The following is a 12175-nucleotide window of genomic DNA, read 5'->3' as shown; positions in this document are numbered from 1 at the left end:
GAGAAAACCCCGATCATCATCAGATGGTCGGGGTTTTTCGTATTGGGATTTTATTAACTAACAAGCTCCGGCTCGTAAGAGACCGGAGCTTTTTGGTTAATGCTGGGTCGGCTCAACCGGCCCATATCGCCCTAGCAGAGGCTCTCCAGGGCCTCGATCAGGTGGTTCATCTCGTCTTCGGTGCCGATGGAAATGCGCAGGAAATCGCGCAGGGCCTCGGTATTGAAGTGGCGCACCAGGATCCCCCGCTCACGCAGGCCGACGAAGAGCTGGGCGGCATCCTGCCCCGGGTGGCGGGTGAGCAGGAAGTTGGTCTGCGAGGGCAGCACCTCGAAGCCCAGTCGCTCCAGTCGCTGACGAGTGCGCTCGCGGGTGGTGATCACCTTCTCGCGACAGGCCTCGAAGTGCGCCTTGTCCTGCAGGGCGGCGATGCCCACGGCGCTGGCCAGCATATCGATGGGGTAGGAGTTGAAGGAGTTCTTGACCCGCTCCAGCCCTTCGATCAGCTCCCGGGAGCCGATGGCATAGCCCAGGCGCAGGCCGGCCAGGCTGCGGGACTTGGAGAAGGTGCCGGTCACCAGCAGGTTGGGGTAGCGATCCACCAGGGGCACGGCACTCTCGCCACCGAAATCTACATAGGCTTCATCCACCAGTACGACGCAGTCGGTGACGCGCTCGAGCAGACCGGCGATGGCGTCCCGGGAGTGGCCATGGCCGGTGGGGGCATTGGGGTTGGCGAAGGCGATGCCGCCGCTGTCGGCGGGGAGTGACTCCAGGGGCACACGCCAGGCGTCATCCAGGGCCAGGGTACGGTAATCGATGCCATAGAGGCGGCAATAGACCGGATAGAAGCTGTAGGTGATCGCCGGCAGGCTCAGCGGGCGCGACTGGCAGAAGAAGGCCTGGAAGGCCAGGGCCAGCACCTCGTCGGAGCCGTTGCCGACGAAGACCTGGGAGACCTCGACGCCATGTTCCCGGGCCAGGGCCTCGCGCAGCGCACTGGAGTCGGGGTCGGGGTAGAGGCGCAGGTGGTTGGTGGGGAAGTCGCGCAGCACCTCGCCGACGCCCGGTGCCGGGGGATAGGGGTTCTCGTTGGTATTCAGCTTGATCAGCTGTTCACGGGGCTGCTCACCGGGAACATAGGGCGTCAGCTCCCGGACCGCGGGGCTCCATAGCTTGCTCATGGTCTCTCGCATCGACTGGGTAATAGAGTCCAGTCATGTTGACCCCGGTGCTCCCCCGGCGCAAGCCATGGGCGTGTTAATCTGGCGCCGCTGATACAGGAGCTTTGAATGATCGCCAAGATTCTCGCCACCCTGTTGCCGGTCTTCTTGATCGCCGGCTGCGGGGCCCTCTATGGTCGACTGCGTACGCCGGATATCCGCAGCCTCAATACCCTCAATATGGAGCTCTTCGTGCCGCTGCTGGTATTCGCCGTGCTGGCGGACGGTCAGGCGCCCCTCGAGGAGTACGCCGGGCTCGCCCTGGCGGCGGTGGTCGTGGTGCTGGGCTCGGGGCTGTTGCTGTGGCCGGTGGCGCGCTGGCTGAGCATGGATGCCAAGACCTTCCTGCCGCCGATGATGTTCAATAACGCCGGCAATATGGGGGTGCCGCTGATGGTGCTTGCCTTCGGCGAGGCGGCGCTGCCGGCGGCGGTGGTGGTCTTTATCGTCGAGATGCTGTTGCACTTCTCGGTGGGCCTGTATCTGCTCAACCCCGGCACGCCGCTGTGGCGGCTGTTGCGCCTGCCCATCGTCGTGGCCAGTATCGCCGGGCTGGCGGTCAACCTGAGTGGCATGCCGCTGCCCCCCTGGCTGCTGGAGGCGATGCATCTGCTGGGGGGCGTCTGCATTCCGCTGATGCTCTTCGCCCTTGGGGTGCGGATGTTGGATATCGATCTGCGCGATTGGCGCACCGGCCTGCTCGGCGCCCTGCTTTGCCCCTTGAGCGGCCTGGTACTGGCGGCGCCGATGATCTGGTGGCTGGGTCTGACGGGGCTTCAGGCCGCGGTCTTATGGGTCTTCGCCGCCCTGCCGCCGGCGGTGCTCAACTACCTGGTGGCGGAGCAGTACCGGCAGGAGCCTCATCGGGTGGCCTCCCTGGTGCTGGTGGGTAACCTGGGGAGCCTGGTGGTCATGCCTCTGGTACTGGCCGTGGTGTTCGCGTATGTCGAGCCCGGCTAATCGTCGCGCTCTTCCAGGCGCGTGAGCTGACGGTCCAGCTTGCCCATCAGGTGCAGCAGGTCGCGGTACTCGCCGGTGGAGAGGGTGCCGACCAGCTGCGCTTCCCAGTCATGGGCCAGCGGGATCAGCTCATCCAGCAGCGCCTGGCCCTCGGCGGTCAGGTGCAGAAAATGCACCCGTTGATCTTCCGCCGAAGGAGTGCGGTGGATCAGGCCACGCCCCTCCAGCGCCTGGATGGCTCGGGAGATCCGTGCCTTGTCCATGCCGGTGTACTGTCTCACCTTCTTGGCGGTCAGGGTATCGCAGTGGCTTAACCAGGCCAGTACCCGCCATTCGGCCACCTTGATGCCGAAGCGCTCCTCGTAGATCCTTGCTAGGGCCTGACTGATACGATCGGCCAGGCTATTGAGGCGGTAGGGCAGGAACTGGTTGAGATCGAGCTCGGTCTTGGCGGGAGGCTGGGCATCGTGATCGGTGGTCATGGGGTCTCTCTTTCGCCACCGGGGTGGGGTGGTGGAATGCGAGGCTATGCTACCCCAGCGTCGCCCCAGACTCTATATGACTGCCGGGGATGACGTCGCTCGGGCTGTCGGTGCCGCCGCGATACCGTTATGCTTGGGGTATCATCACTGATTCACCAAGCTTTTTCACCCGTGAGGAGGATGCTCATGCGAACCCCGATGATGCTGGCCGGCGCGGCACTCGCGCTTACCCTGGCCGGCTGCGCCGCCGGACCGATGGAATCGCAGAATGGCGCTGGCGTTACCGAAGGCGAAACCGCCTACCAGGGCTCCCTGCCGTGTCGCAATTGTGCGGGGATCGACCTGGACGTGCGTCTCCAGGGCGAGATGCCGAGCGCACAGGCGATGGAACGCACCTTCACGCTCCAGGCCAGCTATCGCGAGCATCCCCAGAACCCGCCGGACGAGAACTATGCCGGCAATTGGGAGATCCTCAGCGGCACCGCCAGCGACCCGGAGGCCACCGTCTACGAGCTGACCCCGAACGGCGAGGGGCAGATCTACTACTTCCTCAAGCTCGATGAGCAGACCCTGGAACTGATCGATCCCCAGCGTCGGCGTTTCCAGAACAGCGAGATGCTGCGCCTGCGTCGCTTCTAAGGGCGTCGTCGAGCAGTCGAGCGGGGCGGCCTGAGGGCCGCCCCGCGTCGTTGCATTCCCGGGGCGTCGAGAAGAGGAAAGCCAAGGCGGCCGACGTGGCCCAGGTGAAGGGTGCCTTCGTGCGCACCGGGTGCGGTGACGAATACAGCCAGTGGCAGGGACAGTGTCGCGAGTAGTGGGGAGATGAAATGGCCAAGGCGAAGAGCGCTTTCGTCTGCACCGAGTGTGGTGCCGAGTACAGCAAATGGCAGGGGCAGTGCTCTAGCTGCCGCGAATGGAACACCCTGAGCGAGGTGCGCCTGGCGCCGGCACGTCCCGGTGCACCGGCGGCGACCACCGGGCGTAGCGGCTATGCTGGGGTGACCTCCCGGGAGGTGGTGGACCTCTCGGCGGTGGATCTCTCCGAGGTGCCGCGCCTCTCCTCCACCTTCGACGAGTTCGATCGGGTGCTGGGGGGCGGCCTGGTGCCGGGCTCCGCAGTGCTGCTGGGCGGCCATCCCGGGGCCGGCAAGTCGACCCTGCTGCTGCAGACCGCCTGCAAGCTGGCCCAGGGGCGGCGGGTGCTCTATGTCACCGGCGAGGAGTCGCTCTCCCAGGTGGCGATGCGCGCCCACCGCCTGCAGTTGCCGACCCAGGGCCTCAAGATGCTGGCGGAGACCAGCGTCGAGACCATCCTCGCGGTGGCCGAACGGGAGCGTCCCGAGATCCTGGTGATCGACTCCATCCAGACCATGCACCTGGAGGATATCTCCTCGGCCCCGGGGGGCGTGGCCCAGGTGCGTGAATCCGCGGCGGCCCTGACCCGCTTCGCCAAGGGCTCCGACACCGTGCTGCTGCTGGTAGGGCATGTCACCAAGGATGGCTCCCTGGCCGGTCCCAAGGTACTGGAGCATATGATCGATGCCTCCCTGCTGCTGGAGGGCGGTGCCGACTCGCGCTTTCGTACCCTGCGCGGCCAGAAGAATCGCTTCGGCGCGGTCAACGAGCTGGGCGTCTTCGCCATGCTCGAGCACGGCCTCAAGGAGGTAAAGAACCCCAGCGCCATCTTCCTCTCCCGGGGCGAGGAGCAGAGCCCCGGCAGCCTGGTGATGGTGGTCTGGGAGGGCACCCGGCCGATCCTCGTCGAGGTCCAGGCGCTGCTCGACGACTCGCCCCTGGGCAATCCGCGGCGGGTCGCCGTGGGCCTGGATGCCAACCGCCTGGCCATGCTGCTCGCCGTGCTGCACCGCCATGGTGGCTTGTTTACCGGCGACCAGGACGTCTTCCTCAACGTGGTGGGGGGCGTCAAGGTGCTGGAGACCAGCGCCGACCTGGCGGTACTGCTGGCGGTGGTCTCCAGCCTCCAGGGGCGGGCCCTGGCCAAGGAGCTGGTGGTCTTCGGCGAGGTCGGCCTCTCCGGCGAGATCCGCCCGGTGCCCAGCGGCCAGGAGCGTATCATCGAGGCCGCCAAGCACGGCTTTACCCGGGCCATCGTGCCCCGCGGCAACGCCCCCAAGCAGGCCCCGGCCGGCATGGAGGTGGTCGCCGTGGATAAACTGAGCGAGGCCCTGGAGGCCTTGTAGGCTCTGAACGACAACTGTCTGCGCTCGCCAACGTTTCGCACAGAGCCTAGCGCCCGCAGGCCGCTATAACTGCCCCCGGCGAGCCGCTAGAATTGACCCAAAGCCTGCAAGGAGAACGAGATGAGTGCCATCCGACTGACTCAGTACAGCCACGGCGCCGGCTGCGGCTGCAAGATCGCCCCCGACGTCCTCGATGGCATTCTCGCCAAGGCCGGCCCCGGGGCCAGCCATAGCCGGTTGATCGTCGGCAACGAGGGCCGCGAGGACGCCGCCGTCTACGACCTGGGGGATGGCCGCGGCATGATCGCCACCACCGACTTCTTTATGCCCATCGTCGATGATCCCTTCGACTTCGGACGCATCGCCGCCACCAATGCCATCAGCGACGTCTACGCCATGGGCGGCAGCCCGGTGATGGCGCTGGGCATCCTCGGTTGGCCCCTCGACAAGCTGGGACCGGAGGTGGCCGGCGACGTGGTGGCCGGGGCCCAGGCGGTGTGTCGCGAGCTGGGCCTGGCGCTGGCCGGCGGCCACTCCATCGACGCTCCTGAGCCGATCTTCGGCCTGGCGGTCAATGGCCTGGTCGACCTCGAGCACCTCAAGCTCAACAAGGGCGCCCAGGTCGGCGACCTGCTCTACCTCACCAAGCCGCTGGGGGTGGGCCTGTTGACCACCGCCGAGAAGAAGGGGCTGCTGGCGGCGGGCCACCAGGGGCTGGCCCGTCAGACCATGCTGCAGCCCAATGCCATCGGCGCCGAGCTGGCCCGGGTCAAGGGCGTGCATGCGATGACCGACGTCACCGGCTTCGGCCTGGCCGGTCACCTGGTGGAAGTCTGCCAGGCCAGCGGCGTGGCCGCGCGCCTCGATTACAAGAAGCTGCCGCGGCTGGCCGAGGCCGAGGGCTATCGTCGCCAGGGCGCCGTGCCCGGCGGCACCGGGCGCAATCGCCAGGCCCTGGGCGCCAGCCTGCCGGAGATGGATGAGGCCCACTGGCAGTGGCTCTGCGATCCCCAGACCTCCGGTGGCCTGCTGCTCTCCGTGCATCCCTCCTGGGCCGATGACGTGGAGCGCATCGGCCGCGCCCATGGGCTGAGCCTGGCCCCCTTCGGTGAGATAGTCGAGGCCTCGGGCGAGGCGCGGATCGAGGTGCGTGGATGAGCCTGCCGCTGATCGAGCCGAGCCTCGACCTGCTGCGCCAGAAGCGGGTACTGATCGACGTGCGCGCCCCGGTGGAGTTCGCCCAGGGCGGCCTGCCCGGGGCCATCAACCTGCCGCTGATGGATGACGAGGAGCGCCATCGGGTCGGCATCGAATACAAGCAGCGCGGCCAGGAGGCGGCCATCGTTCTCGGCCAGCGGCTGGTCTCCGGCGGCATCAAGGCCGCCAGAGTCGAGGCCTGGAAGGCCATGGTGGAGGCGCATCCCGACGCCATCGTCTACTGCTTCCGCGGTGGCCTGCGCTCGCAGATCGCCCAACAGTGGCTGATGGAGGCCGGCATCGAGCGGCCCAGGATTCGTGGTGGCTGGAAGGCCATGCGCCAGGCCCTCTGCGCGCGCATCGATGCCGCCGCCGAGCGCCCCCTGTTGGTGGTGGGAGGCCTGACCGGCTGTGCCAAGACCGCCTTGATTCAGGCCCTGGACAACGGTCTGGACCTCGAGGCCTGCGCCCGCCACAAGGGCTCCGCTTTCGGTCGCCATCCGCTGCCGGCGCCCTCCCAGATCGACTTCGAGCATGCCTTGGGCCTGCGCCTGCTGGAGATCGACGGCGGCAGCGTGGTGGAGGACGAGTCGCGGCATATCGGCGCCGCCAATATCCCCCTGACCTTGTGGCGCGCCATGGAGCGGGCGCCACGCTTGCGGGTCGAGATGCCCCTGGACTGGCGACTCGAGCAGATCCGCAAGGACTATATCGACGACCTCTGGGCCCTCTATCGCGCTCAGTACGGCGACTGGCTGGGCTGGGCGCTGATGCGCAAGCAACTCGCCACCGCCCTGGGGCGGCTCAGGAAGCGCCTGGGCCATGCCCGGCTGGCGCGCCTGCAGCGCCTCCAGGCACTGGCCTTCCGCGAGCACGAGCGCGGCGATGCCCGGGCCCACGAGGCCTGGCTGGCACCGCTGCTCACCGAATATTACGACCCCCTCTATCGCCACCAGCTCGACAAGCAGGACAAGACCTTCCTGCATGTGGGCGATTGGGAGAGCTGCCTGGCGGCGGCCCGCGAGTGGAGCGTCCGGACTAGGCCCTGAGCCACTGTGCCAGCAAGCGATCCAGCAGCGCCGCCTGGCGGTCGAAGCGCCTCGGCTCGGCGAGAACCGCCTCCGGTGCCTGGAGATAGGTCGAGGGAGCGGTTGCCGGGGCGAAGGCCGTCGGGCTCAGGGCCAGCATGGCGGCGGCGCTCTGGGCGGTGCTCTCCAGGTGACACTGCAGGGCGATGACCCGGCCGGCGTCCCAGGCGAAGCCCTGGATCGGCCCGGCCGGGGTGCCGCCCAGCGGCAGGGCGTCTTCCGGCAGGCCGAAGATGCGGCTCTGCCAGAGCAAGACCTCGCAGTGCTCCGGCAGGTCGAAGGGACTCTCGGGGGCCAGCGTTAGGGGGTACCAGCCCACCTCCGGGTAGGTGCCCCGGGAGACGGTGGCGCCCAGGGCCCGGGCGATCAGTCGCGCGCCAAGGCCGATGCCCAGCACTGGCTTGCCGCTCTTCAGGGCACGCTCGACCAGCTTGCGCTCCCGGGCCAGTTCGGGGGCGTCCTCCGCCTGGGGGCCGTCGAGCAGGATCAGGGCATCGCAGTCCGCCAGCCGCGGCGGGGCCTCACCCAAGTGGCAGACGTTGTGGCTATGGCCCATGCCGTCCAGCCAGTCCTCGAGGCGTGCCGGCCCCAGGCTGGCGTGATGTTGCAGGAAGTAGATATGCATAGGAGTCCAGGGTGACGAAAAAACGGTCGCCGCACCAGGGGGCGAGTCGCCGGGAGGCGATCTATACCATAGTGGCGGCGATTCCGCCCGGCCGGGTGACCAGCTATGGGTGCATCGCCACCCTGGCGGAGGGGCTGACGCCGCGGCTGGTGGCGCGGGCCCTGGGCGAACTACCCGCCGGTCATGGCTTGCCCTGGCAGCGGGTGATCCGTAGCGACCGTCGTCTCGCCGATCACCCCGGGGCGGCTCGTCAGCGCGCCCTGCTGGAGGACGAGGGAATCGATTTCGATGACCGGGGCCGGGTCCCCGAGCGCTACTTCTGGCCCTGAGATAAGAGCCGGAACAACCGATAAGGAAGCCTTATGAGTGATGCCAACGGCGGCTTTCGGCCGCGTCTGCGGGCCCTGGATCGCCGCCAGGGGCTGGCCTTTATGGCGGCCCTGGCCGAACGCCTGCGCCCCAACTACCTGCTCTATGCCGAGGCCAGCGAGCAGGGCGACCCGGCGGCGTTGCGGGTGATCCATGACCTGATCTGGGAGGCGCTGCTGGTCAAGGAGGCGCGCATCGACTTCGAGCGCCAGGCCGAGAAGCTCGCCGAAATGGAGCCTCCCGCCGAGGACGAGAGCTTCGGCGCGCGGCGCGCCCTGGAAGCGGTGATGGCCCTGGCCGCCTGCCTCGATAGCCTCAGGGGCGAGGCGCCGGAGGCCGCGCTGGAGGTGAGCGAACTCTCCCGCAGCGGCGTCCAGGCCTTTATCGAGCTCACCGAGGGGGAGGAGGACGCCCAGCGCCTGGCAGCACTGATTCGCCAGCACCCGCTGATGGATGACGAATACGACTTCCAGGCGGCGGTGCTGGAGGCGGTGGAGGCGCCCCTGGACCGCGGGGCCCTCAAGGAGCTGCGTCGACTGGGGCGCAATGGTGGCGTCAGTAACCTGGGACTGACCCTGGATTAGACGCGGATCCCCGACTAGAAACTCACCCCCAGGGTGACCATGGCTCCGGCGGTGCCGAAGACGATCAGGTCGGTGTCCAGGTTGTCCCAGCGCACGCCGATACTGGGCAGGATGGCCGGGGCGATGCCATAGCGGTTGAGGGGAATCTTGTCGCGAAACTCCCCTTGGTAGCCGCGCAGCAGGCCACCGGTCAGCTTGCCGCGTACCTCCAGGGCCACGCTGGGGCGCCAGAAGGAAAACTCCCGGCCGCCATAGAAGTACCAGGTGGGCTGATCGAAGGAGTTGCGGAACCAGGCGGCGCCGGCGAACCAGCGGGCGGTATCGTGCACCTCCACGCCGATCAGGTCCTGGTGGTTGTTGTAGTCATCGTTCGAGCCGAAGTGGGTGGTGTAGAGGCCGGCCTGCAGCCGCGTGTGCCCATACTCGAAGGACGGCGCCGCCTGGGCCGGGGCCGCCGCCAGAAATGCCACGGCGAGCCCCAGGCTCGCCGTCTTGTGCCATCGTTGGCTCCACAACCCTTCCATGGTTGCTCCCGTGTGGGTCAAAGGCGCATCTCGATGCCGTGTTCGGCCATGAAGTGCTTGGCCTCGGGGATGCTGTACTCGCCGAAGTGGAAGATGCTGGCGGCCAGCACGGCGTCGGCGCCGCCCTGGGTCACCCCCTCCACCAGGTGGGCCAGGTTGCCGACGCCGCCGGAGGCGATCACCGGCACGCTGACCGCGTCCGAGATGGCCCGGGTCACGCCCAGGTCGAAGCCGGCCTTGGTGCCGTCCCGGTCCATGCTGGTCAGCAGCAGCTCGCCGGCGCCGTACTCCACCATCTTCTGGGCCCACTCCACCGCATCCAGGCCGGTGGGGCGGCGACCGCCATGGGTGAAGATCTCCCAGCGCGGCGCCTCGCCCTCCGCCGAGACCCGCTTGGCATCGATGGCCACCACGATGCACTGGCTGCCGAAGCGCTCGGTGGCCTCGCGGACGAATTCCGGATTGGTCACCGCCGCGGTATTGATGGAGACCTTATCGGCCCCGGCGTTGAGCATGGTGCGGATATCGTCGCAGCTGCGGATGCCGCCGCCCACGGTGAGTGGGATAAATACCTCGCCGGCGATGCGCTCGACCATCTCCACGGTGGTGTCGCGGCCCTCGTGGCTCGCCGTGATATCGAGGAAGGTGATCTCATCGGCGCCCTGCTGGTTATAGCGCTTGGCGATCTCCACCGGATCGCCGGCATCGCGGATGCCGACGAAGTTGACGCCCTTGACCACCCGGCCGGCGTCCACGTCGAGGCAGGGGATGATGCGCTTGGCGAGGCCCATGATTCAGCTCCCGGTGTGGGTGAGTTGGTCACTGAGGCGCTGGGCCTCGGCGAGATCCAGGCTGCCCTCGTAGATGGCGCGCCCGGTGATGGCCCCCAGGATACCGTCGCCGGCCACTTCGCTCAGGGCGCGGATATCGTCCAGGTTGGTGACGCCGCCGGAGGCGATCACCGGCAGGCCGCTGTCCCGGGCCAGGGCGGCGGTGGCCTCGACATTGACGCCGTTCATCATGCCGTCCCGGGCGATGTCGGTGTAGACGATGCTGGAGACGCCGTCATCGGCGAAGCGCTTGGCCAGGTCGCTGGCCTTGACCTCGGAGACCTCGGCCCAGCCGTCGGTGGCGACGAAGCCATCCCGGGCGTCCAGGCCGACGATCACGTGGCCGGCGAAGGCGCGGCACATCTCGGTGACGAAGGCCGGCTCCTTGACCGCCTTGGTGCCGATGATCACGTAGGAGACCCCGGCCGCCAGGTAGTGCTCGATGGTGGCGGCGCTGCGGATGCCGCCGCCGATCTGGATGGGCAGCTCCGGGTAGGCGCGGGCGATGGCGGTGACCGCCTCGCCGTTGACCGGGGTGCCCTCGAAGGCGCCGTTGAGGTCGACCAGGTGCAGGCGGCGGGCGCCGGCCTCGACCCAGCGGGCGGCCATGGCCACCGGGTCGTCGCCATAGGTGGTGGAGTCGTCCATGCGGCCCTGCTTGAGCCGCACGCACTGGCCGTCCTTGAGATCGATGGCGGGAATTACCAGCATGTCGTGTCCTCGTGGGCGCCCTGGGGCGCGGGTGATAGCGTTGATACGATAAGCCGTGCCGGGCGCCTCAGGGCTCCCAGGTCACGAAATTTTCCAGCAGGCGCAGGCCGGCATTGGCGCTCTTCTCGGGGTGGAACTGCACGGCGAAGACCGGGCCGCGGCCGATGGCCACATGGGCCTGGATGCTGCCGTAGTCGGTGGTGCCGAACACCGTGTCGTCCTCGGTGGCGTCCACATAGTAGCTGTGTACGAAGTAGAAGCGCTCGCCGCTCTCGATGCCGGCCCACAGCGGGTGCGCGTGGTGCTGGTCGACCCGGTTCCAGCCCATGTGCGGCACCTTGAGGCGCTCGCCCTGGGCATCGCGCATATCGCCGGGGAAGCGCTTGACCCGTCCGGGCAGGAGACCCAGGCAGGTCACGCCGCCGTTCTCCTCGCTCTCGTCGAGGAGCATCTGCTGGCCGACGCAGATGCCCAGCAGCGGCTTGTCCGCCTCCGCCAGCAGCTCCTGCACCAGCCCCTTGACCTGGCTGCGCTCCAGCTCGCCCATGCAGTCGCGGATCGCTCCCTGGCCCGGCAGCACCAAGCGGGTGGCGCCGCGGATGCAGCGCGCGTCCCGGGTGACGATAACGTTCTCCTGGGTGACATGCTCCAGCGCCTTGGCGACCGAATGCAGATTGCCCATTCCGTAGTCGATAACGGCGATGGTCATGAAAGGCTCCTCGACGGGTGGGGGGTGGGGCTCACAGGCAGCCCTTGGTGGACGGCATCTGGCCGGCCATGCGGGGATCCTCGGCCACCGCCATGCGCAGGGCGCGACCGAAGGCCTTGAAGATGGTCTCAGCCTGGTGGTGGGCGTTGAACCCCTTGAGGTTGTCGATATGCAGGGTCACCTGGGCGTGATTGACGAAGCCCTGGAAGAACTCCCAGAACAGCTGGGTGTCCAGGCGCCCGAGGCTGGCGCGGGTGAATTCCACGTCCATGAACAGGCCCGGGCGCCCGGAGAAGTCCACCACCACCCGGGAGAGGGCCTCGTCCAGGGGCACGTAGGCATGGCCGTAGCGGTAGATGCCGCGCTTGTCGCCGATCGCCTTGGCGAAGGCCTGGCCGAGGGTGATGCCCAGGTCCTCCACGGTATGGTGATCATCGATATGCAGGTCACCCACCGCCTTGATCTCCAGGTCGATCAGGCCATGGCGCGCCACCTGGTCGAGCATATGATCGAGGAAGGGCACACCGGTCTCGCACTCGAGCCGACCCTGGCCATCGAGGTTAACGCTCACCGTGATCTGGGTCTCCTGGGTATCACGGGACACCGTGGCGATACGCTCGGACATGACGACTGAACTCCTGCGCTGGGCGCATGCATGGGAACCATAGGGCA

At 67.7% G+C, this 12175-nt stretch carries 15 protein-coding genes; 7 read left to right on the top strand and 8 right to left on the bottom strand.

The annotated features are described in order from the left end of the window. Positions 1–131: 131 nt before the first annotated feature. The gene (gene hisC, locus HPA02_RS09915) at positions 132–1184 is read right to left on the bottom strand and encodes a histidinol-phosphate transaminase (RefSeq protein WP_146803023.1); all 1053 of its coding nucleotides are present in this window, start codon (positions 1182–1184) and stop codon (positions 132–134) included. Between the two features lie 108 nt (positions 1185–1292). Between hisC and HPA02_RS09910 the strand changes: the two genes are divergently transcribed. Then, positions 1293–2183, top strand: coding sequence for an AEC family transporter (locus tag HPA02_RS09910; RefSeq protein WP_146803022.1), 891 nt, complete (start codon positions 1293–1295; stop codon positions 2181–2183). Here HPA02_RS09910 and HPA02_RS09905 read toward each other — a convergent pair. Continuing rightward, on the bottom strand, positions 2180–2665 hold the full coding sequence (locus HPA02_RS09905; protein ID WP_146803021.1) for a MarR family winged helix-turn-helix transcriptional regulator: 486 nt from the start codon (positions 2663–2665) through the stop codon (positions 2180–2182). The two genes, HPA02_RS09910 and HPA02_RS09905, sit on opposite strands and share 4 nt — an antisense overlap. Before the next feature lie 186 nt (positions 2666–2851). On the opposite strand from HPA02_RS09905, the gene HPA02_RS09900 reads away from it, so the two are divergent. The 4 genes from HPA02_RS09900 (at position 2852) to mnmH (ending at position 7112) form a co-directional block, all read left to right on the top strand. Further along, complete coding sequence (locus tag HPA02_RS09900) at positions 2852–3304, top strand: copper resistance protein NlpE N-terminal domain-containing protein (RefSeq protein WP_146803020.1); 453 nt, start codon at positions 2852–2854, stop codon at positions 3302–3304. A gap of 188 nt (positions 3305–3492) precedes the next feature. Next, a complete protein-coding gene (gene radA, locus HPA02_RS09895) occupies positions 3493–4866 on the top strand; it encodes a DNA repair protein RadA (protein ID WP_146803019.1) in 1374 nt (457 codons plus the stop codon). Positions 4867–4986: 120 nt separating this feature from the next. Beyond that, the gene (gene selD / locus HPA02_RS09890; RefSeq protein WP_146803018.1) at positions 4987–6024 is read left to right on the top strand and encodes a selenide, water dikinase SelD; all 1038 of its coding nucleotides are present in this window, start codon (positions 4987–4989) and stop codon (positions 6022–6024) included. Further along, complete coding sequence (gene mnmH, locus HPA02_RS09885; protein WP_146803017.1) at positions 6021–7112, top strand: tRNA 2-selenouridine(34) synthase MnmH; 1092 nt, start codon at positions 6021–6023, stop codon at positions 7110–7112. The genes selD and mnmH overlap by 4 nt, the downstream gene beginning before the upstream one ends. Here mnmH and HPA02_RS09880 read toward each other — a convergent pair. Continuing rightward, entirely contained in the window at positions 7102–7776 is a 675-nt protein-coding gene (locus HPA02_RS09880) for a type 1 glutamine amidotransferase (RefSeq protein ID WP_146803016.1), read from the bottom strand. The genes mnmH and HPA02_RS09880 overlap by 11 nt on opposite strands. 11 nt (positions 7777–7787) lie before the next feature. On the opposite strand from HPA02_RS09880, the gene HPA02_RS09875 reads away from it, so the two are divergent. Then, a complete protein-coding gene (locus HPA02_RS09875) occupies positions 7788–8105 on the top strand; it encodes an MGMT family protein (protein ID WP_146803015.1) in 318 nt (105 codons plus the stop codon). A 33-nt stretch (positions 8106–8138) separates the two neighbouring features. Further along, positions 8139–8729 (top strand): YjaG family protein, encoded by a 591-nt coding sequence (locus HPA02_RS09870; RefSeq protein ID WP_146803014.1) that lies wholly within the window; start codon positions 8139–8141, stop codon positions 8727–8729. A gap of 14 nt (positions 8730–8743) precedes the next feature. Here HPA02_RS09870 and HPA02_RS09865 read toward each other — a convergent pair whose 3' ends face one another. From HPA02_RS09865 to hisB, 5 genes are all read right to left on the bottom strand, one after another. Then, entirely contained in the window at positions 8744–9253 is a 510-nt protein-coding gene (locus HPA02_RS09865) for a hypothetical protein (protein ID WP_146803013.1), read from the bottom strand. A 17-nt stretch (positions 9254–9270) separates the two neighbouring features. Beyond that, positions 9271–10044, bottom strand: a complete 774-nt coding sequence (gene hisF, locus HPA02_RS09860) for an imidazole glycerol phosphate synthase subunit HisF (RefSeq protein ID WP_146803012.1) — start codon at positions 10042–10044, stop codon at positions 9271–9273. A gap of 3 nt (positions 10045–10047) precedes the next feature. After that, complete coding sequence (hisA, locus tag HPA02_RS09855; RefSeq protein WP_146803011.1) at positions 10048–10794, bottom strand: 1-(5-phosphoribosyl)-5-[(5-phosphoribosylamino)methylideneamino]imidazole-4-carboxamide isomerase; 747 nt, start codon at positions 10792–10794, stop codon at positions 10048–10050. Between the two features lie 67 nt (positions 10795–10861). Then, positions 10862–11503 (bottom strand): imidazole glycerol phosphate synthase subunit HisH, encoded by a 642-nt coding sequence (hisH, locus tag HPA02_RS09850; protein WP_146803010.1) that lies wholly within the window; start codon positions 11501–11503, stop codon positions 10862–10864. Between the two features lie 31 nt (positions 11504–11534). Continuing rightward, positions 11535–12128 (bottom strand): imidazoleglycerol-phosphate dehydratase HisB, encoded by a 594-nt coding sequence (hisB, locus tag HPA02_RS09845; protein ID WP_146803009.1) that lies wholly within the window; start codon positions 12126–12128, stop codon positions 11535–11537. Between the last annotated feature and the right edge of the window lie 47 nt (positions 12129–12175).

The sequence above is a fragment of the Bisbaumannia pacifica genome, from assembly GCF_007989625.1.
GTDB lineage: Bacteria > Pseudomonadota > Gammaproteobacteria > Pseudomonadales > Halomonadaceae > Bisbaumannia > Bisbaumannia pacifica.
This window is presented reverse-complemented; position numbering and strand designations above follow the sequence as displayed.